Source organism: Dactylosporangium sp. NBC_01737, assembly GCF_035963215.1.
GTDB lineage: Bacteria > Actinomycetota > Actinomycetes > Mycobacteriales > Micromonosporaceae > Dactylosporangium.
This window is the reverse complement of record NZ_CP109153.1, coordinates 13,908,466-13,932,712: the sequence shown is the minus strand read 5'-3', so window position 1 is coordinate 13,932,712 and position 24,247 is coordinate 13,908,466. Positions and strand designations below refer to the sequence as shown.

Genomic DNA, 24,247 nt, shown 5'->3' with positions numbered 1-24,247 from the left:
TGAGTCGCGCCGAGAGCGGCCGCCCGCACCGCGGTCGGGGTGCCCGCACCGCGTCAGGGTGCCGCACCGCGTCAGGGTGCCGCACCGCGTCGGGGCGCGCCGCGCCGCGCCGCGTCGGGGGCCGCGTCAGTCGGGTGCCGCGTCGCGCTGGAGGTGCCGGGCTGAGGCGCGCTGGGTGGGGGTCAGGTGCCGCATCGAAGGCGCCGTGCCGCGTCGGGGGTGCCGGACCGCGTCGGGTGCCGCATCGAGCTGGAGGTGCCGGGCTGAAGGCACGCTGGGCGGAGTCAGGTGTCGCGTCGAAGGCGCCGTGCTGCGTCGGGGGTGCCGGCCCGTGCTGCGTCGGTGCCGGGCTGCGGCGCCGGGCGTGCCGTGTCGTGTTGAGGTGCGTGTGCGGCCCCGCCGTACCGGTGGGTCGTGTCAAAGCCGTGCTGGGCCGTGGGGGCGGCCGCGCCCTGCCGCGTTGAGGGCGCCGCTGCACTGTGGGTGGACGACGCCGGCAGCGCGGCTGCACCCACCTGGCGGTGATCAGGCTTCTTCGAAGAGGCCGTGTGACCGTTTTGCCTGCTGTGAGCGATTGAACAGTCGCCGCCTGCCGCGTGAAGGCGCCACAGCGGTGGGCGGGATGCCAGGTTCGTCGTATTTGGCCGTCTGTGGTGCGCGGCGGGACGCCCGATCGATCGGCGGGGGGCGGTTCTGGGGCATGGTCCTGTCCGCTTCGAGGCGCCCGCGGCGGTCGGCGTCCGTCGCGGTTGAGGTGGCAGATCGAAGTCGTCTTGTGGCCGTGCGAGCGACCCGCGCGCGCCGTTGATCACAGCAAGGCAGCGTGCGGCGGCGGCGCGCTCCGGAGCGTTCTTGCCGGTGGTCGCGCGCGTTCGGCCGCGGGGCGAGCACCGGCCGCGGGTCCGGCCCGCCCATGATTGGTGTTTGCCACCTTGTTGGGTGTCGCCGCAGCCGCCGGACGATCTTGCGGCCGTGATCGAAGGACGGCGGTGGTCGTCCCGGTGGCCAGGGGCGTCCTTCGATCAAGCGGGGCCGGGAAAGGTCGCCGTCTGGAGCGTGGTACCCACCGGTCCAGTCATCGATGGCCGCGAACTTCGCAGCGGCCCGGGAGGCACCGGCACCGCTCGGTCTGGCGCAGCGGCGGGGTGGCTGGGTGGCGGCCGCGCACGGGAGTTTCCTGCCGGTGGCCGCGGTTCGGTGCCGGCGGACGATCTTGCGTCCGTGATCAAAGGACAGCGCGGGCCACCCCAGCGACCACGGGCGTCCTTCGATCAAGCGGCCGAGTGAAGATCGCCGCCTGGAGGGGTCAGCGGGGGGCGTTGAGTTGGTCGTGGGCGAAGGCCTGGGGGTCGGTGTCAGGGTCGCGGTCGAGTTGTTCGTCGACGGGGACCCACTTGTCGTCCACGACGGGTTCGGGGACGCCGACGCGCAGGGCTTCAAGCTGGGCGCCGAACGCGATGCCCAGGAACAGGGCAACGCCCGTCAGGTTGGCCCACAGCAGGAGGGCCATGATGCCGGTGAGGGCGCCGTACGTGGCGCCGAAGGCGTCGCTGCTGCTGACGTAGATGGCGAGGAGCGCGCTGATCAGCCACCAGAGGGCCGTGGACAGGGCGGCGCCGAAGAGGAGCCAGGAGACGGCGGGCTGGCGGCGGCGGGGGGCGAAGCGGAAGATCGCCGCGACGGCGGTGACGACGAGGACGACGCTGACCGGCCAGCGCAGGACCTGCCAGACGGTGTCGACGGGGCCGCCCCAGGAGTAGTGGGAGCGCACGGAGCGGCCGAGGTCGCCGCCGGCGACGAGCATGAGGAAGCCGGCGAGGGCGGGGACGCCGGCGCCGACGGCGAGCAGGACGGCACGGCCGTACTTGACGTGGGCGGGGCGGTCGCGTTCGACGCCGTAGATGCGGTTGGCGCCGCGTTCGATCTGGGCCATCGCGGTGGTGAGGGCGACCATGCCGGTGAGCAGGCCGGCGCCGAGGGCGAACTCGCCGATGTCCTCGGTGCGCTCGGAGTCGGCGAGCAGGTCGTGGACGAGGGCGTCGCTGGCGCCGGGGGTGAGGGCGAGGACCGTGTCGGCGACGACCTGGCCGCCCTCGGCGACGCCCAGGTCGCTGACCAGGCCGGTGAGCGCGATGAGGAACGGCACGATCGCCAGGCACAGCTGCAGGCCGAGGGCGCGTGCGTGGCTGAAGCCGTCGCCGTACCGGAAGCGCAGGAACGCGTCGCGCATCAGGCACCAGCCGCCGTGGCGGCGCAGCGCGTGCCAGGCGTCGTCGGCGGAGAGGTCGTCGCGGGCCATCAAGCGTGTCTCGGGGACCTGCCGGGTACTGCTCACGGCGGTTGAATTCCCGTCGCGGGGAAAGCGAAAACCCGCCTACGATACGAGCGCACGGTGATGAAGCGGACGTACCGGCGCCTGACGAGCGCGAGGCGGTGCGGTCGCGGAGCCGGATGCGTCGAGGTCACGGCGATGTCGTGGCGAAGGTGTGGTGGCACCGCGATCGGCCCCATCGCCCACACCTCCGGGGAGCGGAGTCCCTCGGGAGGTGTCATGCATCGCATTCTGTCCAACCAGCTGCCGGCCCACGTCGGCGAGACCGTCACGGTCGCCGGCTGGGTCCATCGGCGGCGGGTCCTCGCCAACGTCGCATTCGTGATCGTCCGCGACCGCGGCGGGTTGCTGCAGGTTGTGACGAGACAGGAGACCGGCGAAGCGGCAAAGGAGGAGCAGGTCGTCGAGGTCACCGGGCGGGTCGTCGCCAACGAGGTGGCGCCCGGCGGGGTGGAGCTGGTCGAGCCGGTGTTCACCGTGCTCGGGCCGGCCGAGCCGCCGCCGGTGGAGCTGTTCCGGCCCGAGCTCAAGGCGTCGCTGCCGGTGCTGCTCGACCATGCCGCGGTGACGCTGCGGCATCCGGCGCGGCAGAGGGTGTTCGCGGCGTCGGCGTCGGCGGTCGGGGCGTTCCGGGCCGCGCTGGACCGGCAGGGGTTCACCGAGGTGTTCACGCCGAAGATCGTCGGCACGGCGACGGAGAGCGGCGCCAACGTGTTCCGGCTGGACTACTTCGGCGGCGCGGCGTATCTGGCGCAGTCCCCGCAGTTCTACAAGCAGACGATGGTCGGTGTCTTCGAGCGGGTGTACGAGGTCGGCCCGGTGTTCCGTGCCGAGCCGCACGACACGGCCAGGCACCTGGCGACCTACACGTCGCTGGACGCCGAGCTGGGGTTCGTGCGCGACCACCGCGACGTCATGGCCGTGCTCACGGAGGTGATCCGGGCGATGGTCGGCGCCGTGCAACGGTTCGGTTACACCGCGAGCATGCCGGTGGACGTACCGGTGCTGCATTTTCGGGAGGCGCTGAAGATCGCCGGCGCGCACGAGGACGAGCCCGACCTCGCCCCGGAGCACGAGCGCGCGCTGGGGGAGTGGGCCGCGACGACGCACGGGTCGGACTTCGTGTTCGTCGAGGGGTACCCGATGCGCAAACGCCCCTTCTACACCCATCCGCAGCCGGACGACCCGCGCTGGTCCAACTCGTTCGACCTGCTGTTCCGGGGTGTCGAGCTGGTCACGGGCGGTCAGCGCCTGCACCGGCACGCCGACTACCTGGCCGCGCTCGCCCGGCTGGAGCAGGACCCGGAGCCGCTGCGGACCTACCTGGAGGCGTTCCGGCACGGCATGCCGCCGCACGGCGGGTTCGCGATCGGGCTGGAGCGGTTCATGGCCCGGATGACGGGTGCGGCGAACGTCCGTGAGACCACGCTGTTCCCCCGTGACCTGCACCGCCTGGCGCCGTAATTCGATTGCCCGGTAACAAGTGATGATCTATAATTGGTACATGCGTACTAACGGGGATGGCATCTGGGATTCACCACGATGACGGTCGGTCGCGGGGGTGCACCGCTGTGTGCCCCCGCGACATCGGCCACCCCGCACGAGTGCGCGCCTGAGACAATGGACTGGTGACCCCCCGCGAGATCGTGCTGCTCGGCTCGACCGGGTCGATCGGCACGCAAGCGATCGACATCGTCCGGCGCAATCCCGACAAGTTCCGCGTGGTCGCCATCGGCGCCGGCGGCGGCAACGTGCGCCTCCTCGCCGAACAGGCACTCGAGCTCGGCGTCGACGCGGTCGGCGTGGCGAAGGCCACCGCCGCGCAGGACCTGCAGCTCGCGTTCTACACCGAGGCCGCCCGCCGCGGCTGGGCCACCGGCGACTTCCGCCTGCCGAAGATCCTCGCCGGCCCCGACGCGATGACCGAGCTGGCGCAGTGGCCGTGTGACACCGTGCTCAACGGGGTCGTCGGCTCGCTCGGCCTGGCACCGACCCTCGCCGCGCTCAAGGCCGGCCGCGTCCTGGCACTGGCCAACAAGGAGTCCCTGGTCGCAGGCGGTCCTCTGGTGCGGGCCGTCGCCCGCACCGGCCAGATCGTCCCTGTCGACTCGGAGCACTCCGCACTCGCCCAGGGGCTGCGCGGCGGCACCGCCAAGGAGGTCAGGCGCCTGGTGCTGACCGCGTCCGGCGGCGCGTTCCGCGGGCGGACCCGCGAGCAGCTGGTCGGGGTCACGCCGAAGGAGGCCCTGGCCCACCCGACGTGGGACATGGGCCCGGTCGTGACGATCAACAGCGCCACGCTGGTCAACAAGGGCCTCGAGGTGATCGAGACGCACGAGCTGTTCGGGGTGGCGTATCGCGACATCCACGTCATGGTGCACCCGCAGTCGGTGATCCACTCGCTGGTCGAGTTCCATGACGGCTCCACCCTCGCGCAGTGCAGCCCGCCCGACATGCGCCTGCCGATCGCGCTCGCCCTGGGCTGGCCCGACCGGGTCGCCGACGCCGCGCCCGGGATCGACTGGACCACGGCGCATACGTGGGAGCTGCGGCCGCTGGACGAGGAGGCATTCCCTGCGGTGGCCCTGGCGAAGGCGGCCGGGGAGGCGGGCCGGTGCCGCCCGGCGATCTACAACGCGGCCAACGAGGAGTGTGTGGCTGCGTTCACAGCGGGTGACCTTCCGTTCCTCGGCATCGTCGAGACATTGGAGCAGACCCTTACGGACGCACCGGACTTTGCCGAACCAGGTACCGTCGATGACGTGCTCGCCGCCGAATCCTGGGCGCGGGCCTATGCGCGCGAGCGGATCGCGGGCGGGAAAGGGGCCTGATGGCGTTCACGGTTGGGATCGTCCTCTTCGCGGTGGGGATCCTGTTCGCTGTGTGTCTGCACGAGGCGGGACACATGCTGACCGCCAAGTGGTTCGGCATGCGGGTGACCAAGTACTTCGCCGGGTTCGGGCCGACGATCTGGTCGTTCAAGCGCGGCGAGACCGAGTATGGCGTCAAGGCGTTGCCGTTCGGCGGGTTCGTGAAGATCGTGGGGATGACGCCCCAGGAGGACGAGATCGACCCGGTGACCGGCAAGTCCGGCGCCGACGACCCGCGGGCGATGTGGCGCTTCCCGGTGTGGAAGCGGACGATCGTGATGAGCGCGGGCTCGATCACCCACTTCGCGATCACGCTGATCACGCTCTGGGTGCTCTTCTCGTTCGTGGGCATCCCCGACCCCGAGACCAAGAACGACGAGCTGCCGGTCCGGGTCGGCCCGGTCGCCAAGTGCATCTCCAAGACCTGGGAATACGACGCCAAGACGAAGGCGCCGAAGGCCTGTGATCCCGCCACGGACCCGAAGAGCCCGGCGCTCCAGCTCGGCCTGGAGCAGGGCGACATGATCACGTCGATCGCCGGCGTCGCCACACCCAACTCCGGGACGCTGCGCGAGCAGCTCAAGAAGGTCACCAACCAGACGGTCCCGGTGACCTGGACCCGCGACGGCAAGGCGCTGAGCGGCACCGCCTTCATCCCCGAGGCGCAGCGGATCAAGTCCGACGTCGTGAAGACCGCCGACAAGATCACCGCCGATGACCTGGAGCAGGGCGGCCTGCTCGGCATCAGCATCGCCCCGCGCACCTCGGACATCCCGAAGGTCTCCTACGGGCCCGTCGAGGGCATCGACAAGACGTTCACCCTCACCGGGACGCTGATCGAGCGGACGTTCGCGTCGTTCAAGGACATCCCGGAGAAGGTGCCCAACCTCTTCAAGGCGATCTTCGGTGAGGAGCGCGACCCGGAGACGCCCGTGAGCGTCGTCGGCGCCAGCCGGATCGGCGGCGAGCTGTTCGAGCTCGGCGACTGGGCCTCGCTGCTGCTGCTGTTCGCGAGCCTCAACCTGTTCTTCGGCATCTTCAACCTGTTCCCGCTGCTGCCCATGGACGGCGGGCACATCGCGATCGCCTGGTTCGAGCGCGTCCGGTCCTGGGCCGCCGCCAAGCTGGGCAAACCCGACCCCGGCCGGGTGGACTACTACAAGCTGGCGCCGCTCACGCTCGGCGTGATAGGCATCCTCGGCGTCTTCGTCCTGCTGACGGTGACCGCCGACTTCGTGAACCCCATCAGCCTCAAATAAAACCGGACATTTCGATCACCCTGAAACAGGTGGCGCACTCCATGACCGCTGTCAGCCTCGGCTTGCCTACCCTCCCACCGCCGGCTCTCGCGCCGCGCCGGAAGTCACGCCAGATCATGGTCGGCTCGGTGCCGGTCGGTGGCGGGGCGCCAGTGTCCGTGCAGTCGATGGCGACCACGCTCACCGCCGACGTCAACAGCACGCTCCAGCAGATCGCCGAGCTCACCGCCTCGGGCTGCCAGATCGTGCGGGTCGCCGTGCCCAGCCAGGACGACGTCGAGGCGCTGCCGGCGATCGCGAAGAAGTCGCAGATCCCGGTCATCGCCGACATCCACTTCCAGCCGAAGTATGTGTTCGCGGCGATCGACGCCGGCTGCGCGGCGGTCCGGGTCAACCCCGGCAACATCCGGCAGTTCGACGACAAGGTCAAGGAGATCGCCAAGGCGGCCTCGGCGGCGGGCATCCCGATCCGCATCGGTGTGAACGCCGGCTCCCTCGACAAGCGCCTGCTGGAGAAGTACGGCAAGGCGACGGCCGAGGCCCTGGTCGAGTCGGCGCTGTGGGAGTGCTCGCTGTTCGAGGAGCACGACTTCCGCGACATCAAGATCTCGGTCAAGCACAACGACCCGGTCGTCATGATCCGGGCGTACCGGCAGCTGGCCGAGCAGTGCGACTACCCGCTGCACCTCGGCGTGACCGAGGCCGGCCCCACGTTCCAGGGCACGATCAAGTCCTCCGTCGCGTTCGGTGCGCTGCTCGCCGAGGGCATCGGCGACACGATCCGGGTCTCGCTGTCGGCCCCGCCGGTCGAGGAGATCAAGGTCGGCAACGCCATCCTGGAGGCCCTTGGCCTGCGCGAGCGCGGGCTGGAGATCGTCTCGTGCCCGTCGTGCGGCCGCGCCCAGGTCGACGTCTACACCCTCGCCGAGCAGGTCACCGCCGCGCTCGACGGGTTCCCGGCGCCGCTGCGGGTCGCCGTCATGGGCTGCGTCGTCAACGGCCCCGGCGAGGCCCGCGAGGCGGACCTCGGCGTCGCGTCCGGCAACGGCAAGGGCCAGATCTTCGTCAAGGGCAAGGTCATCAAGACCGTGCCCGAGGGGCAGATCGTCGAGACGCTGGTCGAGGAGGCCCTGCGCCTCGCCGAGGAGATGGGCGTCGACCTGCCGGAGGAGCTGCGCGGCCTCGGCCCGTCGGTGACGGTGCACTGAGGCGGTGCACGAAGAGCCGGACACGGGGACAACTGCCGTGGGTATGTGCGGCCGTCCCCCGGCGGATCTGGCAGGCTTGTACGCATGCTGACGGTGGCGGCGAGGCTCCTCGGCGACGCCGAACGCGGTTCGGTCGAGCGGCTGCTCGACGGTGACCCGTTCGGCGGCGCACAGGTGGCCGAGCGGATCTCGATGGCCGGGCTGGCCTGGTGGCGCCAGGACGCCCGGATCTTCGGTTACGGCTCGCGCCGTCACCTCGAGTCGCTGTGCTGGCTCGGCGCCAACCTGATCCCCGTCAACGCCTCGGCCGCGGCGGTTTCGGCGTTCGCCGACATGGTCGCCAACGAGCCGCGCGGCTGTTCGTCGATCGTCGGGTCCGCCGACGCGGTCCTCGGACTGTGGAGTCGGCTGGCACCGTCATGGGGGCCTTCGCGCGATGTACGCCCGAATCAGCCGCTGATGGCAACCTCCTCGCCCGCACCCGTGCCCGCCGACCCCGGGGTGCGGCTCGTGCGGCCCGACGAGATCGACGTGCTGTTCCCGGCGGCGGTGGCGATGTACACCGAGGAGGTCGGCGTCTCACCGACTGCCGACGGCGGCGAGCGCTCCTACCGCGACCGGGTCGGCGAGCTGGTCCGGGCCCGCCGGGCCTACGCCCGCGTGATCAACGGGCAGGTCGTGTTCAAGGCCGAGCTGGCCGTGGTCACCAAGCACACCGCGCAGATCCAGGGCGTGTGGACGGCGCCCGAGTGGCGCGGGCGGGGGCTGGCCCGGGGCGGGATCGCCGCGATCGTCCGCGACGCGCTGCGGCGGGTGGCGCCATCGGTCAGCCTGTATGTCAACGACTACAACACGCCTGCTCGCAAGGTGTACGAGCGCTGCGGGTTCCAGCAGGTGGGCACCTTCGCCACCGTGCTGTTCTAAACCGCGATTTCCCGACAAATCGCCCCCAACGTACAGGATGATCAAGAGGCCACCCGGCTGAACAAGGGGAAGCTTCGCATGGGCCAGATCATCCGGCAGATATCGCCCAACACCACCCGCTACTACTGGTACCCGGGTGACAAGAAGGAGTGGCTGCGCGCTCTCTTCGCCTGTGGCGCCGGGTGCGCCGTGTTCGGTCTGACGTTCCTGCTGACCAGGAGCATCGTCGCCGCGACGGTGCTGGGCCTGTCGACCGCCGTCGGGTGCGCCTGCTTCAACCTCGGCCGCCGCGACACCCGCGCCCTCGACGGCCTCGACACGGCCACGATCACCCGCCGCGCCACGGTCGGCGCCTCGGGCCGGGCCGCCTGGCGCGGGCTGGTCGAGGGCCTCGCGGTCGCCGCCGCGGTACTGGTCGTCGCGCACCTGCCGACCCGCGGGTTCGTCGTGGACTGGCTGCTGCCGCTGGTACCGGCGCTCGCCGCCGGCCTGGCCCGGCAGGGCGGACTGCTCAGCGCCCGCCTGACGCACGAGTCGGTGAAGGCGTCGACGCTGCGCCCGGTCCTCAACCGCAACCCGATCGCCGAGGGCGTCAGGCACTGACCGCGCCCCACCGATCCGTCGCAAGCCCGCGCCACTGGTTGCCGCACCGGTCGCCGGTCGCCGGCCGCCGGCCGGCGTGCCGGTGTCGCCACGACGCGGTGTGTCGCTGACCGAACCGGTAGGACGCGGCCGTGCGGAGGAGCAGCCAGAGGTGGGTGGGGGTCAGCGGGCGTACTCGGGCTGGCGGCGCAGCGAGCACAGCACCCACGCGGTGTGTGAGCCCGCCTCGGCGGTGTAGAAGATCACCTTCTGGCCGGCGTCGGCGATGTCGAGCACCTCGCAGTCGAAGACGAGCTCGCCGTGGACCGGGTGGTCGAAGCGCTTCGTGGTGGCGCGGCGCACGCACACCTGGTGCTCGTCCCACCGGCGGGCGAAGTCCGCGCTGACCGCCCGCAGCCGCGCGATCAGGGACCGGATCCCCTCGTCGGCGGGGTAGCGGACCGACGCGGCCCGCAGATCCGCGACGCACTCGTCGGCGAAGACGGAGGCGGCCGGGTCGGAGGCGGCAGGCTCGGAGGCGGCCGGGCCGGTGAACAGGTTCCAGATCATGTTGCGGGACTCGGGCATGACGAGCGCAGGATCACCCATGAGGGCGACGGCCATCGGGTTCCACGCGAGCAGCTCGTACTTCGCGTCGATCACGAACGCCGGGGTGTCGTCGAGGCGGTCGAGCAAGTGCCGGATGCCGGCCGAGACGGTCGGTGAAGGGCTGGCCGGGGGGCCGGGCTGCTCGCCGGCGAGCTGGAAGAGGTACGTGCGCTCGTCGTCGTGCAGGCGCAACGCCCGGCCGAGCGCGCCGAGGACCTGCCGGGACGGCCGCGGGCCGCGGGCCTGCTCGAGCCGGGCGTAGTAGTCGACCGAGATGCCCGCGAGCCGGGCGACCTCCTCCCGGCGCAGGCCGGGGGTCCGCCGCCGGGAGCCGCCGTCGATGCCGGCGTCGGCCGGGGCGACCCTGGCGCGACGGCTCTTGAGGAAGTCGGCGAGCTGTTCCCGGTCCATGCCCTTCATGCTGCCGGACCGCGGAGCCCGCAACCAGGGACCGCCGGTCCGCTGTTCGGCACGTCTCTGCCGCGCCAGGCGTCCGGCGGGCAGCGTGGCGGGCATGAGCGAACCGCGGGTCGCCCTCGTCACGGGCGCGAACAAAGGCATCGGCTTCCAGATCGCGAAGCTGCTCGGTACCAGACACGGCATGAAGGTCCTGATCGGCGCGCGGGACGCGGGGCGCGGTGCGGAGGCGGCCGCGGCCCTCGGCGACTTCGCGACGGCGGTCAGCCTGGACGTGACCGACGCGGACAGCGTCGCGGGGCTGGGCGCGCTGGAGCGGCTGGACGTGCTCGTCAACAACGCGGGGGTGCTGCTGGAGCGGGGCGCGCCGCCCAGTGGTACGCCGGTGGAGCTGCTGCGGCACACGTTCGAGACCAACGTGCACGGGGTGGTCGCCGTGACCAACGCGACGCTGCCGGCGCTGCGGCGCTCGGACGCGGGGCGGATCGTGAACCTCAGCAGCGGGCTGGGATCGCTGGCCTTCAACACCGATCCGTCGCACGTGTACGCGCAGAACCCGCTGCTGGCCTACAACGCGTCCAAGAGCGCGCTCAACGCGGTCACCGTCGCCTACGCCAACGAGCTGCGCGGCACCCACATCAAGGTCAACGCCGCGGACCCCGGGTACTGCGCGACCGACATGAACGGGCACGCCGGGCCGCGGACGCCGGCGCAGGGCGCGGCCGCCGCGGTGCGCCTCGCCACGCTGCCGGCCGACGGCCCGACCGGCGGCTTCTTCGACGAGGACGGCCCGGTGCCGTGGTGACCTACTGAGGGAAGTGGGCCAGGAACGCGGCGGCGGCCGCCGATCGGGGCCGGCCCGGCGCCAGGCGAGCCCGAGCCGCCCGCTGAGCGCCGGTCGCGTGATCCGCAGCGCGCGCAGGCCCGGGTAGGTCCGGGCGATCGACGCCGGCAGGACCGCCACGCCCAGGCCGCGGGCCGCCAGCTGCGCCACCACCTGCGGCGTGCCCGCCTCGAACGCGACCGCCGGCGCGAACCCGGCGGCCGCGCACGCCGACTCCAGGATGCCGCGGATGCCGGTGCCGGCCCGCAGGCAGATCAACGGGCGGTCCCGCAGCTCGGCGAGGCGCACGGTGGAGCGCCGGGCCCACGCGTGGCCCGGGGCGACCGCGGCGTCGAGCGCCTCGTCGGTCACGACCAGCACGTCGAGGTCGGGCGGCGGGGTGTCGTACGCGATGATCGCCGCGTCCAGACGCCCCTCCCGGAGCCCGTCGACGAGCCGGTCGGTGGTGTCCTCGGCGAGGGTGATCTCGACTCCCGGGTGCTGGGTGTGGAAGTCCGCGAGCACCGTGGCCAGGTCGACGTCGTGCGAGGTCACGGTCCCGATCGCGACCCGGCCGCGGGCCAGCCCGGCCAGCTCGTCGGCGGTGCGCCGGGCGCCGTCGACGGCGGCGAGCGCGGCGCGGGCGTAGGGCAGGACCGCCTCGCCGGCCGGGGTCAGCCGGACCTCCCGGCCGGAGCGGTCCAGCAGGTCCTGCCCCAGCTCCCGCTCCAGCTTCCTGACCTGCGCACTCACTCCCGGCTGCGCGACCCGCAGCCGGGCCGCCGCGCGGGTGAAGGAGGCCTCCTCGGCGACGGCCACGAGGTACGCCAGCTGATGCAGCTCCATAAGCACTGATTCTAGAAGCCAGCAGGAACCGCTCTTGGCGTTCTGCAACCGCGACGGGCACGGTGGAGGCATGACAACGACAGCGAAGACACCCGAGGACCTGACCCGCCTGTTCGTCGAGCGGGCCAACGCGGGCGACGCCGAGGGGCTCGCCGCGCTGTACGAGCCCGGCGCCGTCCTGGCCTACCCGCCGGGCTCGACGACCGTCGGCCGCGCCCCGATCCAGGAGGTCTGCGAGGCGATGATCCAGCACGTGCCGCACTTCGAGCTGGAGCCGCTCACGCCGACGATCGTCAACGGCGACCTCGCGCTGACCGGCACCCGGTCCGCCGACGGCAAGGGCGGCCGGGTCCAGGTCGTGCGCCGCCAGCCGGACGGCAGCTGGCTGCGCGTCATCGACCGCCCCGAACAGGACTAGCTCAGGCGCGCACCCGCAGCATCTTGGGGTCGTAGAGGGGTTCGTCGCGCACGACGGCGGGGGACCAGTGGTCGAAGACGGACACCTCGACCGCGGTGCCCACCGCCGTCGACGCCGGCAGGTACGCGTAGGCGATGGATGCGCCGACCCGGTACCCGAACCCGCCGGACGTGACCCGGCCGCACGGGACGCCGTCGACCCGGACGGGTTCGCCGCCGAGGCAGACGGTGGCCGGGTCGTCCAGCACGAGGCAGCGCAGCGACCGCTCGGGTGTGCCCAGGGCGTCCCGGCCGATGAAGTCCTTGGACAGGTCGACGAACGGGCCGAGCCCGGCGGAGATCGGGTCGGTGTCGGTGGTGAGGTCGGAGCCCCAGACCCGGTACCCCTTCTCCAGGCGCATCGCGTCGATCGCCCGGTAGCCACCAGGCCGCAGCCCGAGCGGCGCCCCGGCCTCCATCAGCAGGTCCCACAGCGTCAGCGTGTACTCGGCAGGGGCGTACAGCTCCCAGCCGAGCTCGCCGACGAACGTGACCCGCTGCGCCAGGACCGGCACCGGGCCGACCGTCAGGTGCCGGGCCCGCATGAACGGGAAATCCACATTGGACAGCGAGGCGTCGGTGAGCGGCTGGAGGATGTCGCGGGCGGCCGGCCCCCACAGGCACAGGCAGCCGTGGGCGGACGTGACGTCGTCGACCGTCACGTCGGATCCCAGGGCGTGCCGGCGGATCCAGGCCGCGTCCCGCACGCCGCTCGCGGTGCTGGTGACGATCCGGAAGTGCGACTCCCCGAGCCGGGTCACCGTGAGGTCGGCCTCGACCCCGCCGCGCGAGTTCAGCATCGACGTGTACGTGAGGGTGCCCACGGCCCGGTCGACGTCGTTGGCGCACAACCGTTGCAGCAGCCGCACCGCGCCCGGGCCGCGCACGTCGAGCTTCGCGAACGAGGACTGGTCGAACAGCCCGGCGGCGGTGGCGGTCGCGGCGACCTCGGCGGCGATCGCCGGCGACCAGTGCCGCCCGGCCCACCCGCGCGGAGCGGTGGCGTCGGCGGCATCGGCGGCGTTGACGCCGAACCAGTTCGCCCGCTCCCAGCCGGCCTTCTCGCCCAGCGCGGCGTCCAGAGAAGCCAGGCGCGGCCACACCGGCGAGCGGCGCAGCGGCCGGCCGGCGGTCCACTCCTGCCCCGGGTACACCACGTCGTAGTAGCGGGAGTAGCCGTCCAGGGCCTTCGTCGCGGCCCAGGTGCGGCTGGCGGCGTGGGCGCCGAACCGCCGGATGTCCATCGTGGACACGTCCCACTCCGGGGTGCCGTCGACGATCCACTCGGCGATCACCTTGCCGACGCCGCCGGCCGCGGCGAGCCCGTGGACGCAGAACCCGGCGGCGACCCAGAATCCGGCGACCGCGGTCTCGCCGAGCAGGAACTCCCCGTCGGGGGTGAACGCCTCCGGCCCGTGCACGATCCGGTCCATGCCCAGGGTCTGCAGCGCTGGTACGCGATGCCGGGCGTTGCCCCACGACTCGGCGAACTTCTCCAGGTCGGGCTCGAACACGGTACGTGCGACGGACAGCGGATCGGGGTCGTCCCACAGCGACGGGTCCCGCACGTACCCGCCGACGAGCAGACCGCCCTCGGGCGTGGGGGCGCCGCGGAAGTAGACGATCCGGTCCGGGTCGCGGACGGTCGGGATGTCCACTGTGGAACCGGCGCCGGGCAGAGGGTCGGTGACGACGTACTGGTGCTTGATCGGCACGATCGGGACGTCGACGCCGGCCAGCCGCCCGACGTGCCCCGCGGCGGCGCCGGCGGCGTCGACGACGACCTCGGTGGCGATCCGCCCGGCCGTGGTGACGACGGCGGCGACCCTCCCCGCGACGGTCTCGATCCCGGTGACCCGGACCCCGGTGACGATCCGGACGCCGAGCGCGGTGGCGCCGGCGGCGAGCGCGGCGGCCAGCTGCGCGGGCTCCAGCCAGCCGTCGCCGGGCAGCCAGCCTGCGGCCAGGACGTCTCCGACGTTGAGCAGCGGCAGCCGGTCCTTCGTCTCGGCGGCGGTCAGCAGGTCGAGCTCCAGGCCGTACGTGGTGGCGGAGCTGACCTGTCGCCGCAGCTCCTCGACCCGTGACGGTGTGGTCGCCAGCCGCAGCCCGCCGACGCCGCGCCAGCCCGGGTCCAGGCCGGTGAGCTCGCGCAGCTCCGCGTACAGGCCGGAGGAGTACATGATCATCCGGGTCTGGCTGACGGTGGAGCGCAGCTGCCCGACGAAGCCGGCCGAGTGCCAGGTCGTGCCCTCGGTGAGCTCGTGCTGCTCGAGCAGGACGACGTCGGTCCAGCCGAGCCGTGCCAGGTGGTACGCGACGCTGCAACCGGCGACCCCGCCGCCGATCACCACAACACGAGAGGCTGCTGGGAGCTCCGACATTGCATGATTGTGATCCCACGTGCCGGGCTTGTAAAAGGTCTGAAGCAATACCGGTAAACGCGAAGATCCCTCTTGACGACCGGCTGACGCAGGCGTTAACTGTGCCCCACTATGACGCCGATCACTACAGGCCACAGGGTGTAAAAGGTCTGTAACCGGCGTGGACCGCGCGGCGAAGGGGCCGGGTGCCATGACTGCGGTGCCGTCCATCGCGGACCTGCTCGAGCGGGTCCCGTCGTGGATGGGCCGCGCGGTCGAATGGCAGCGGCTCCAAGGCGGCCTGTCCCACCACATCTACCGGGTCGACGTCGACCGCGTGCCCTACGTCCTGCGGGTCCTCGAACCGGCGGTGTCCGCCGCCGGGCTCGGCATCCCGCCGGAGCAGGAGATCGCCAACACCGTCCTCGCGGCGCACACCGTCGGCGCGCACGTCTACGAGGTCCTGCCGGACGTGCCGGCGGTCGTCATCGAGTTCCTCCCGGGCAGGACCCTCGGCGCCGCCGAGGTGCGCCGGCCCGAGATCATCCCGTCCATCGCGACCGCCTGCCGCCGGCTGCACGCCGGTCCGGCGTTCGGCAACGACTTCGACATCTTCGCCAAGCGCGCCGAACTCCTCGACGTCTGTGCGCGGCACGACCTGCCGCTGCCCGACGGCTACCTGTCCCGGTCGTCCACAGTGGACGCCATTGAGCAAGCGCTTGCCGCGAGACCGCTGGCGAGCGTGCCGTGCCACAACGACCTGCTCGCCGAGAACTTCATCGCCACCGGCGACGGCGTGCGGATCATCGACTACCAGCTGTCCGGCAACAACGACCCCGCATTCGAGCTCGGCGACATCGCCGCGGAGGCCGACTACGACCCGGATCTGGTCGGCCTGCTGGCAGAGGAGTACTTCGCCGAGGCGGACGAGACCCTCCGCGCGAGGGTCCGGCTGTTTCAAGTCGCGTCCAACGTCACCTGGACGCTGTGGTTCACCGTCCACCATGGACTGTTTGCGTCCGCCGCCTTCGACTATGCGGCGGAGGCGGCCGACAAGTGGGGCCAGGCCAAGGAGTCCTTGGACGACCCCGGACTCGGCAGGCTCCTGGCGGCGGTCAGCGGAAGGACCCCCCACCCCTAAACACGCAAGGAGGTGCCCATGGCATCACCGACCGTCGACGCCGACGAACAACGGCTCGCCGAGCTGGGCTACAAGCAGGAGCTGCGCCGCAAGTGGAGCGGCTTCTCCAACTTCGCCATCTCGTTCTCCATCATCTCCATCCTCGCCGGCTGCTTCACCACGTTCGGCCAGGCGTGGATGAACGGCGGTCCGGTCGCCATCTCCTGGGGCTGGCCGATCATCTCGGTCTTCATCCTGATCATCGGCCTGTGCATGTCGGAGCTGGTGTCGGCGTACCCGACGGCCGGCGGCATCTACTGGTGGGCCGCGAAGATGGGCAAGCCGATCCACGGCTGGTTCACCGGCTGGCTCAACCTGGTCGGCCTGATCGCCGTCACCGCGTCCGTCGACTACGGCTGCGCGACGTTCCTGAGCCTGGTGCTCGACGCGTACAGCGGCTGGGACAGCGCGAACCTGTACCTGACGTTCCTACTGTTCGTGGTGATCCTCGCGCTGCACGCGGCGATCAACATCTTCGGCCACAACGTCATCGACGTGCTGCAGAACGTCTCGGTGTGGTGGCACGTGTTCGGTGCCGCCGCGGTCGTGCTGATCCTGGTGTTCGTGCCGGAGAAGCACCAGAGCCTGGAGTTCGTCTTCACGGAGCGGTTCAACAACTCCGGCTACTCCGACGCGCTGTACTGGTTCCTGGTGCTGCCGTTCGGCTTCCTGCTCACCCAGTACACGATCACCGGCTTCGACGCGTGCGCCCACGTGTCGGAGGAGACGATGGGCGCGTCCACGGCCGCCGCGAAGGGCCTGTGGCAGTCCATCTTCTACTCGGCGATCGGCGGCTGGATCCTGCTGCTGTCGTTCCTGTTCGCGGCCAACGACGTCGAGGCGATCACGGCGGCAGGCGGGTTCTCGGGCGCGGTCTTCGAGACGTCGCTGAGCTCCGGCTTCTTCAAGGCGGTCATCCTCATCTCCACCATCGGGCAGTTCTTCTGCGGCATGAGCTGCGTGACGAGCATGTCCCGGATGACCTACGCGTTCAGCCGTGACCGGGCCGTGCCCGGCTGGCAGCTGTGGTCCAAGGTGGACCGCAACGGCACCCCGGTCAACGCGATCCTGGGCGCCTCGGCGGCCGGTCTCGTGCTCACCCTGCCGGCGCTGTACAAGAGCCCGCTCGGCGTGCCCACCGCCTTCTACGCGGTGGTGTCGGTCGCGGTCATCGGCCTGTACCTGGCCTTCCTGATCCCGATCTACCTGCGGTTGAAGATGGGCGACAAGTTCGTGCCCGGGCCGTGGACGCTCGGCGCGAAGTACAAGGTGCTGGGCTGGATCGCGGTCATCGAGATCGCCGTCATCTCGGTCTACTTCGTGCTGCCCTTCGTGCCGACCGGCATCCCGGGCAACAAGGAGTTCGCCTGGACGTCGGTCAACTACGCCCCGCTCGCGATCCTGCTGGTCGTCGGCGGTGCCGCGCTGTGGTGGACGCTGTCGGCGAAGCACTGGTTCAAGGGCCCGATCCGCACGATCGATGAAGCGATCGCAGAGGACACTGCCAGCGCCATCGAGTAAGGAATGATGTGGTCCGGGCGGCGCGCGAACGCCGCCCGGACCATGAGGCGAGGAGGGCGGATGCCGGTGGCCACTGAGCCCCTGTCGGGCGTGCCGATGTGGCGACCGGTGCGGGGCGGCAACGCCTTCGAGATCACCGTCGCGCGGCTGGCACAGGCGATCCGGTTGGGTCTGGTACCGGTCGGCGAGCGCCTGCCGCCGGAGCGGGAGCTGGCGGAGCGCCTCCAGGTGAGCCGGGTGACGCTGCGCGAGGCCATCGCCGCGCTGCGGGAGGCCGGTTTCCTCGAGTCACGGCGGGGTCGCTCGGGCGGCACGTTCGTGGTGCGCTCGACGGGCGACTCGCACGCCGACGCCGCCGAGCAGGACGCCGCGGCCCTCGCCCGCGAGATGGGCGACACGCTGCACGACGCCCTGGACTTCCGGCGGGTCCTGGAGCCCGGCGCCGCCGCGCTCGCCGCGACCCGCGCCCTGTCCGCCGCCGACCGGGCGCACCTGGTGGCCTGCCTGTCCGCGGCGCGGACCAGGGACCCCAGGACGCGGCGGGTCAACGACTCCCGGCTGCACCTGGCGATCGCCTCGGCGAGCGGCTCCACGTCGGTGGCCGCCTCGATCGCCGACGTGCAGCTGCGCCTGGACCGGCTGCTGGCCGCGATTCCGGTGCTGCGCCGCAACCTCGACCACTCCGACCTCCAGCACGAGCGGGTCGTCGAGGCGATCCTGGCCGGCGACCCGGTCGTGGCGCGCACCGAGATGGAAGAGCACTGCGACGCCACCGCCGCGCTGTTGCGCGGCCTGCTGGGTTGAGTTTATGGTTTCTTTCTAGACCTTTAGGGGTGGGGACGATGCTGACGATCGAGCAGCTGCGCATCGCCGTGGACGATGGCGAGATCGACACCGTCGTCGTGGCGGTCACCGACATGCAGGGCCGGCTGCAGGGCAAACGGTTCTACGCCCCGCACTTCCTCGACGAGGTCATCGCGCACGGCACCGAGGGCTGCAACTACCTGCTCGCCGTCGACGTCGACATGAACACCGTCGAGGGCTACGCGATGTCGTCGTGGTCCAGCGGCTATGGCGACTTTGCGATGATCCCCGACTTCAGCACCCTGCGCCGGATCCCGTGGCAGCCCGGCACCGCGCTCGTCCTGGCGGACCTGCGCTGGCTCGACGGGGAGTCGCCGGTCGCCGCGTCACCCCGGCAGATCCTGCAGGCCCAGCTCGCCGGGCTGGCCGAGGCGGGCTACACCGCCTACACCGGCACCGAGCTGGAGTTCGTCGCGTACCGCGACACCTACGAGGACGCATACGCCAAGGGCTACCGCGGCCTGACCCCCGCCAACGTCTTCAACGCCGACTACTCGCTGCTGCAGACCGCCCGGGTCGAGCCGCTGCTGCGCCGCATCCGCAACGACATGGCCGGCGCCGGGCTCGTCCCCGAGAGCGCGAAGGGCGAGTGCAACCTCGGCCAGCACGAGATCGCGTTCCGCTACGACGAGGCGCTGCGCAACGCCGACGGGCACGTGATCTACAAGAACGGCGCCAAGGAGATCGCGGCGCTGGAGGGCATGTCCATCACGTTCATGGCCAAGCCCAACGCGCGCGAGGGCAACTCCTGCCACATCCACTTCTCCTTGAGAAACGACGGCACGCGGGTCGACGAGACCGTGTTCCACCACGCGATGGCCGGCCTGCTGGCCACCATGCGCGAGTTCACGCTCATGTACGCGCCCAACATCAACTCCTACAAGCGCTACCAGGCGGGCTCGTTCGCGCCGACCGCGGTGCGCTGGGGCAACGACAACCGCACCTGCGCCCTGCGCGTCGTCGGTCACGGCCCGTCGCTGCGGGTCGAGAACCGGGTCCCCGGCGCCGACGTCAACCCCTACCTGGCGATCGCCGCGATGACCGCCGGCGTGCTGCACGGCATCCGCAACGAGCTGCCCCTCGAGGACATCTACACCGGCAACGCGTACCAGGACGACAGCGCGCCGCGGGTCCCGTCGACCCTGCGCGAGGCGCTCACCCTCTGGGAGGCCAGCGACCTGGCCCGCGCCGCGTTCGGTGAGGACGTCGTCGCCCATTACGCCAACAACGCCCGGGTCGAGCTGGCAGCGTTCGAGGCGGCAGTCACCGACTGGGAACTCCAGCGCGGCTTCGAAAGGCTCTGAAGAATCATGCATGACGTCATTTCGCCGGTGACCGAGGAAGTGGTCGCCACGGTGCCCTCCACCAGCGTGGAGGAGACCGACGCCGCGATCGAAAAGGCCCACCGGGCGTTCCAGGCCTGGCGGGCGGTGGCCCCCGGCGACCGGGCCCGGCTGCTGCGCCGCTTCGCCGCGCTCGTCGACGAGCACAACGAGGAGCTCGCCCAGCTGGAGGTCCGCAACTCCGGGCACACCATCGGCAACGCCCGGTGGGAGGCCGGCAACGTCCGCGACGTGCTCAACTACTACGCCGGGGCGCCGGAGCGGCTCAGCGGGCGGCAGATCCCCGTCGCCGGCGGCATGGACGTCACGTTCTACGAGCCGCTCGGCGTCGTCGGCATCATCGTGCCGTGGAACTTCCCGATGCCGATCGCCGGCTGGGGCTTCGCACCCGCGCTCGCCGCCGGTAACACCGTGGTCCTCAAGCCCGCCGAGCTGACCCCGCTGACGGCCGTGCGACTGGGTGAGCTGGCCCTGGAGGCCGGGCTGCCCGAGGGCGTGTTCACGGTGCTGCCGGGCAAGGGCTCCGTCGTCGGCGAGCGGTTCGTCACCCACCCGCTCGTGCGGAAGGTCTGCTTCACCGGCTCCACCGAGGTCGGCAAGCGCATCATGGCCGGCTGCGCCCAGCAGGTGAAGCGGGTGACCCTCGAACTCGGCGGCAAGAGCGCCAACATCGTCTTCGCCGACGCCGACCTGGCCAAGGCCGCCGCGGGCGCGCCGGGCGCGGTCTTCGACAACGCCGGCCAGGACTGCTGCGCGCGGTCCCGCCTGCTGGTCCAGTCCAGCGTCTACGACGAGTTCATGGCGCTGCTGGAGCAGTCGGTGCAAGCGTTCCGCTGCGAGGACCCGTCCCTCGAGACCGCGCAGATGGGGCCGCTGATCTCCGCCGGTCAGCTGGCATCGGTCGGGTCCTATGTGGACAAGGCGGTCATCGAGGGCACCGCCCCCGGCGGCCCCGGCTACTGGATGGCACCCACCGTCCTGGCGGCGGAATCCACCCAGGACCGGCACTGGCGCGAGGAGATCTTCGGCCCCGTCCTGTCGGTGCTGCGCTTCGACGACGAGGCCGACGCGATCCGCCTCGCCAACGACACCGAATACGGCCTGTCCGGCTCCATCTGGACCGGCGACCTCGGCCGCGGCATCCGCGTCGCGCGGGGCGTCGAGGCCGGCAACCTCAGCGTCAACTCCAACTCCTCGGTGCGGTACTGGACGCCGTTCGGCGGTGTGAAGCAGTCCGGCCTCGGCCGTGAGCTCGGACCGGACGCGGTCGCCGCGTTCAGCGAAGTCAAGAACGTCTTCTTCAGCACGGAGGTTTAAGTGCAGGCTCGTCTCCAGGACCGGGTCGCGGTCATCACCGGCGCCGGCAGCGGCATCGGACTCGCCACGGCGCGCAGGTTCGCGTCCGAGGGCGCCAAGGTCGTCGTGGTCGACCTGAACGCCGACGCGGGCAAGGCCGCCGCCGACGAGGTCGGCGGGGAGTTCGTCGCCGCCGACGTCGCCGACGAGGAGGCCGTCAAGGCGCTGTTCGACGGCGTCGCCGAGCGGTACGGCCGGCTCGACATCGCCTTCAACAACGCCGGCATCTCCCCGCCCGACGACGACTCGATCCTCGACACCGGCCTGGAGGCCTGGGAGCGGGTGCTCAAGGTCAACACCACCAGCGTCTACTTCTGCTGCAAGTACGCCATCCCGCACATGCGCGCCCGGGGCAAGGGCTCGATCATCAACACCGCCAGCTTCGTCGCGCTGCTGGGCGCCGCCACCTCGCAGATCGCGTACACCGCGAGCAAGGGCGCCGTGCTGTCCATGACCCGCGAGCTCGGCGTCCAGTTCGCCCGCGAGGGCATCCGGGTCAACGCGCTGTGCCCCGGCCCGATCGCCACCCCGCTGCTCATGGAGCTCTTCGCCAAGGATCCCGAGCGGGCCGCGCGGCGCCTCGTGCACGTGCCGATGGGCCGCTTCGGCGAGCCCGAGGAGATCGCCGGCGCGGTCGCGTTCCTCGCCAGCGACGACGCGTCCTTCATCACCGCCTCCACGTTCCTCGTCGACGGCGGCATCACCGGCGCCTACGTGACGCCGCTGTGACTCCCGTCGTGGGTATCACCGCCTACGTGGAGCCGGCCCGCTGGGGCGTGTGGGACACGCGGGCGGTGCTCATCCCGGAGGGCTACGTGCGGATGGTGCGGGAGGCCGGCGCCCGCCCGATCGTCCTGCCGCCGTCGCCCGACGACGCCGCCGACCTGGTCCGCCGCCTCGACGGCCTGGTCCTGGCGGGCGGCGCCGACATCGAGCCGGCGCAGTACGGCGCGCCGGCCCACCCGGCGACGAAGACCCGGCCGGACCGCGACAGCGGCGAGCTGGCGGTGCTCGCCGCCGCGCTGGACGCCGACCTGCCGGTGCTGGGTGTCTGCCGGGGCATGGAGCTGCTCGCCGTCGCCTTCGGCGGCACGCTCACCCAGCACCTGCCCGACGTCCTGGGCAATGAGCGGCACCAGCCGAGCCCGGGCGTCTACGGCGCGCATCCGGCCCGCTTCGCGCCCGGCTCCCGCGCCGCGGCGATCTTCGGGGAGGTGGCGGACGTCAACTCGTACCACCACCAGGCCGTCGACGACCCGGGCTCCCTGACCGTCACCGGCTGGGCCGACGACGACGTCATCGAGGCCGTCGAGGACCCGGCCCGCCGCTTCGTCCTCGGCGTGCAGTGGCACCCGGAGGAGGCCGCCGACGTACGCCCGTTCGCCGCGTTGGTCAGGGCAATAGCCTGAGTGGGAGCGAAGCGGGCATGGGGGGTGTGGGGTGGTGCAGCCCCCACGCAACCGTTGGGCGAAGCCTACGGAGCTGGAATCTGGGTAGGTTGGACTGATGCGCGTCGGGTTCGGACTGCCGGTGTCAGGATCGTGGGCCACCCCTGAGCTCCTCGTCGAGTTCGCCGGCGAGGCGGAACGGCTCGACTACGACTCGTTGTGGACCTTCCAGCGGCTCCTCGTCGGCGCCGACCAGGCCCTGGATCCCGTCTATCGCAGCGTGCTGGACCCGCTTGTCGCGCTGACCTTCGCCGCCGCCCGCACCAGCCGGATCCGCCTCGGCGTGGCGGTGGTCAACCTGCCGTTCGTGTCGCCGGTGGTCCTGGCGAAGCAGGTCTCGACCCTCGACGTGCTCAGCGGCGGCCGGGTCGACCTCGGGCTCGGCGTGGGCTGGTCACCGGTCGAGTACGCGGCGACCGGCGCTGTCGCGGAGCGGCGGGCCGCGCGCACCCGCGAATACGTCGCCGTGCTGCGGGCGCTGTGGTCCGGCGGGGCGAGCTTCGACGGCGAGTTCTACACCGTGCCGCCGAGCCGCATGGAGCCCCGCCCGGTCCAGCGCCCCGGCGTGCCGATCCTGCTCGGTGGCGCCGTCCCCGCCGCGATCCGGCGCGCCGGGGAGATCGGCGACGGGTGGGTCAGCCGCTCTGCGACGAACCTGTCCGACATCGCCTCGGACGTCGCCCTGGTACGGCAGGGCGCCGAGTCCTCCGGTCGCGCTTCGCCGCGGGTCGTCTGCCGGGGTGTGCTCAAGCTCACCGAACTGGAGCTCGACGCCGACGGCCGCCCGCCGCTGTCAGGCACCTACGAGCAGATCCGCGAGGGCACGGCGTGGCTGGCCACGCAGGGCGTCACCGAGGTCTTCTACGATCTCAACTGGGACTCGCTGATCACGCTGGAGCCGGAGGCCGCCAGGGATCGGGCCCTGGAGATCCTGCACAACCTCGCACCCGTGGGATTAGGTTGATGACATGTCGCGACCGGTGATCGGCCTGACCACCTACGCCGAGGAGACCCGCTTCGGGCTCAACGACACCTTCTCGGCCGTGCTCCCGCTGTCCTACGTGCACGCGGTGCACGCCTCCGGCGGCCGGGCGGTCCTCGTGACCCCCGACGACCCCGACATCGACGTCCTGGACGGACTCGACGGGATCATGTTCACCGGCGGCTCCGACGTGAACCCGGACCTGTACGGCGAGCCGCCCCATGCCACCACGAAGGTCAAACCCGAGCGCGACGCCGCCGAGCTGCTGCTCATGCGCGCCGCCCTGGCCGCGGACCTGCCGCTGCTGGGCATCTGCCGGGGCATGCAGCTGATGTGCGTCGCCTACGGCGGCCGCCTCCACCAGCACCTGCCCGACGTGCTCGGCCACAACGACCACCGCCCGGTCAGCGGCCCCAAGTTCGGCGAGCACCCGGTCATCCTGACCGGCGGCACCCTCGCGGCCAAGATCCTCGGCGATTCGGTGATGGTCAACTCCTTCCACCACCAGGGCTGCGCCGACCCCGGCGCCCTGGTCCCGACCGGCTGGTGCCCCGACGACAACCTCATCGAGGTCGTCGAGGACCCGTCGAAGTCCTTCGCCATCGGCGTCCAGTGGCACCCCGAGGACACCACCGACTTCAGGGTCTTCGCCGCGTTCATCGAAGCCGCCCGCGCCCACAAATCCTCTGTAGCCATACGGCCATAAGCCCGCTACGCTCGCGTCATGAAGGTGATGGACGTGCTCATCGAAGTTCCCATGGGAGATCCGACGAGCGGTCTCCTCACGGTGGACGACGTCCTGCGCATGGACCCTTCCGGACGCTTTCGTATCGAGCTGCACGAGGGAGTGCTGCGGATGACGCC

Annotated in this window: 20 protein-coding genes and 1 pseudogene; 17 read left to right on the top strand and 4 right to left on the bottom strand. The window is 71.5% G+C overall.

Annotated features, from left to right (window positions below; genetic code table 11):
* Nucleotides 1-1,306 precede the first annotated feature (1,306 nt).
* Nucleotides 1,307-2,299, bottom strand: a complete 993-nt coding sequence (locus OHA72_RS64435) for a YihY/virulence factor BrkB family protein (RefSeq protein WP_327005793.1) — start codon at nt 2,297-2,299, stop codon at nt 1,307-1,309.
* A 252-nt stretch (nt 2,300-2,551) separates the two neighbouring features.
* Here OHA72_RS64435 and aspS point away from each other — a divergent pair, with 252 nt between their 5' ends.
* From aspS to OHA72_RS64405, 6 genes are all read left to right on the top strand, one after another.
* The gene (aspS, locus tag OHA72_RS64430) at nt 2,552-3,796 is read left to right on the top strand and encodes an aspartate--tRNA(Asn) ligase (protein WP_327005792.1); all 1,245 of its coding nucleotides are present in this window, start codon (nt 2,552-2,554) and stop codon (nt 3,794-3,796) included.
* Between the two features lie 182 nt (nt 3,797-3,978).
* The gene (dxr, locus tag OHA72_RS64425; protein ID WP_442788808.1) at nt 3,979-5,163 is read left to right on the top strand and encodes a 1-deoxy-D-xylulose-5-phosphate reductoisomerase; all 1,185 of its coding nucleotides are present in this window, start codon (nt 3,979-3,981) and stop codon (nt 5,161-5,163) included.
* Nucleotides 5,163-6,461 carry a M50 family metallopeptidase gene (locus OHA72_RS64420; RefSeq protein ID WP_327005791.1) on the top strand — a complete coding sequence of 433 codons (1,299 nt, stop codon included), beginning with the start codon at nt 5,163-5,165 and terminating at the stop codon, nt 6,459-6,461. Before dxr ends, OHA72_RS64420 begins: the two co-directional genes overlap by 1 nt.
* Nucleotides 6,462-6,502: 41 nt before the next feature.
* Complete coding sequence (gene ispG, locus OHA72_RS64415; protein ID WP_327005790.1) at nt 6,503-7,669, top strand: flavodoxin-dependent (E)-4-hydroxy-3-methylbut-2-enyl-diphosphate synthase; 1,167 nt, start codon at nt 6,503-6,505, stop codon at nt 7,667-7,669.
* A gap of 84 nt (nt 7,670-7,753) precedes the next feature.
* The gene (locus OHA72_RS64410; RefSeq protein ID WP_327005789.1) at nt 7,754-8,593 is read left to right on the top strand and encodes a GNAT family N-acetyltransferase; all 840 of its coding nucleotides are present in this window, start codon (nt 7,754-7,756) and stop codon (nt 8,591-8,593) included.
* Between the two features lie 78 nt (nt 8,594-8,671).
* Nucleotides 8,672-9,196: a hypothetical protein gene (locus tag OHA72_RS64405; protein WP_327005788.1), complete on the top strand. Its 525-nt coding sequence runs from the start codon at nt 8,672-8,674 to the stop codon at nt 9,194-9,196.
* Nucleotides 9,197-9,358: 162 nt separating this feature from the next.
* Here OHA72_RS64405 and OHA72_RS64400 read toward each other — a convergent pair whose 3' ends face one another.
* The gene (locus OHA72_RS64400) at nt 9,359-10,195 is read right to left on the bottom strand and encodes a helix-turn-helix transcriptional regulator (RefSeq protein WP_327005787.1); all 837 of its coding nucleotides are present in this window, start codon (nt 10,193-10,195) and stop codon (nt 9,359-9,361) included.
* A 103-nt stretch (nt 10,196-10,298) separates the two neighbouring features.
* On the opposite strand from OHA72_RS64400, the gene OHA72_RS64395 reads away from it, so the two are divergent.
* Nucleotides 10,299-11,006 (top strand): SDR family NAD(P)-dependent oxidoreductase, encoded by a 708-nt coding sequence (locus tag OHA72_RS64395; RefSeq protein WP_327005786.1) that lies wholly within the window; start codon nt 10,299-10,301, stop codon nt 11,004-11,006.
* Nucleotides 11,007-11,111: 105 nt separating this feature from the next.
* Here the strand turns inward: OHA72_RS64395 and OHA72_RS64390 are convergent.
* Nucleotides 11,112-11,870 (bottom strand): annotated as a pseudogene (locus OHA72_RS64390) (LysR family transcriptional regulator); the annotation flags it as partial.
* Nucleotides 11,871-11,940: 70 nt separating this feature from the next.
* On the opposite strand from OHA72_RS64390, the gene OHA72_RS64385 reads away from it, so the two are divergent.
* Nucleotides 11,941-12,288: a YybH family protein gene (locus tag OHA72_RS64385; RefSeq protein WP_327005785.1), complete on the top strand. Its 348-nt coding sequence runs from the start codon at nt 11,941-11,943 to the stop codon at nt 12,286-12,288.
* A gap of 1 nt (nt 12,289) precedes the next feature.
* On the opposite strand, the gene OHA72_RS64380 is transcribed toward OHA72_RS64385, so the two are convergent.
* A complete protein-coding gene (locus tag OHA72_RS64380; protein WP_327005784.1) occupies nt 12,290-14,710 on the bottom strand; it encodes a GcvT family protein in 2,421 nt (806 codons plus the stop codon).
* A gap of 190 nt (nt 14,711-14,900) precedes the next feature.
* Here OHA72_RS64380 and OHA72_RS64375 point away from each other — a divergent pair, with 190 nt between their 5' ends.
* The 9 genes from OHA72_RS64375 (at nt 14,901) to OHA72_RS64335 (ending at nt 24,089) form a co-directional block, all read left to right on the top strand.
* A complete protein-coding gene (locus OHA72_RS64375; RefSeq protein ID WP_327005783.1) occupies nt 14,901-15,830 on the top strand; it encodes a choline/ethanolamine kinase family protein in 930 nt (309 codons plus the stop codon).
* Nucleotides 15,831-15,848: 18 nt separating this feature from the next.
* Nucleotides 15,849-17,390 (top strand): amino acid permease, encoded by a 1,542-nt coding sequence (locus OHA72_RS64370; protein ID WP_327005782.1) that lies wholly within the window; start codon nt 15,849-15,851, stop codon nt 17,388-17,390.
* Nucleotides 17,391-17,450: 60 nt separating this feature from the next.
* A complete protein-coding gene (locus tag OHA72_RS64365; RefSeq protein WP_327005781.1) occupies nt 17,451-18,194 on the top strand; it encodes a FadR/GntR family transcriptional regulator in 744 nt (247 codons plus the stop codon).
* Nucleotides 18,195-18,232: 38 nt separating this feature from the next.
* Nucleotides 18,233-19,558, top strand: coding sequence for a glutamine synthetase family protein (locus tag OHA72_RS64360; protein WP_327005780.1), 1,326 nt, complete (start codon nt 18,233-18,235; stop codon nt 19,556-19,558).
* Between the two features lie 6 nt (nt 19,559-19,564).
* Nucleotides 19,565-20,914, top strand: coding sequence for an aldehyde dehydrogenase family protein (locus OHA72_RS64355; RefSeq protein ID WP_327005779.1), 1,350 nt, complete (start codon nt 19,565-19,567; stop codon nt 20,912-20,914).
* Nucleotides 20,915-21,682: a 3-oxoacyl-ACP reductase gene (locus OHA72_RS64350; RefSeq protein WP_327005778.1), complete on the top strand. Its 768-nt coding sequence runs from the start codon at nt 20,915-20,917 to the stop codon at nt 21,680-21,682. It abuts the gene before it with no gap.
* Nucleotides 21,679-22,362 carry a gamma-glutamyl-gamma-aminobutyrate hydrolase family protein gene (locus tag OHA72_RS64345; protein WP_327005777.1) on the top strand — a complete coding sequence of 228 codons (684 nt, stop codon included), beginning with the start codon at nt 21,679-21,681 and terminating at the stop codon, nt 22,360-22,362. Before OHA72_RS64350 ends, OHA72_RS64345 begins: the two co-directional genes overlap by 4 nt.
* A gap of 97 nt (nt 22,363-22,459) precedes the next feature.
* Nucleotides 22,460-23,365 carry a TIGR03619 family F420-dependent LLM class oxidoreductase gene (locus OHA72_RS64340; RefSeq protein ID WP_327005776.1) on the top strand — a complete coding sequence of 302 codons (906 nt, stop codon included), beginning with the start codon at nt 22,460-22,462 and terminating at the stop codon, nt 23,363-23,365.
* 4 nt (nt 23,366-23,369) lie between these two features.
* Nucleotides 23,370-24,089, top strand: a complete 720-nt coding sequence (locus tag OHA72_RS64335; RefSeq protein ID WP_327005775.1) for a gamma-glutamyl-gamma-aminobutyrate hydrolase family protein — start codon at nt 23,370-23,372, stop codon at nt 24,087-24,089.
* The last annotated feature ends 158 nt before the right edge of the window (nt 24,090-24,247 follow it).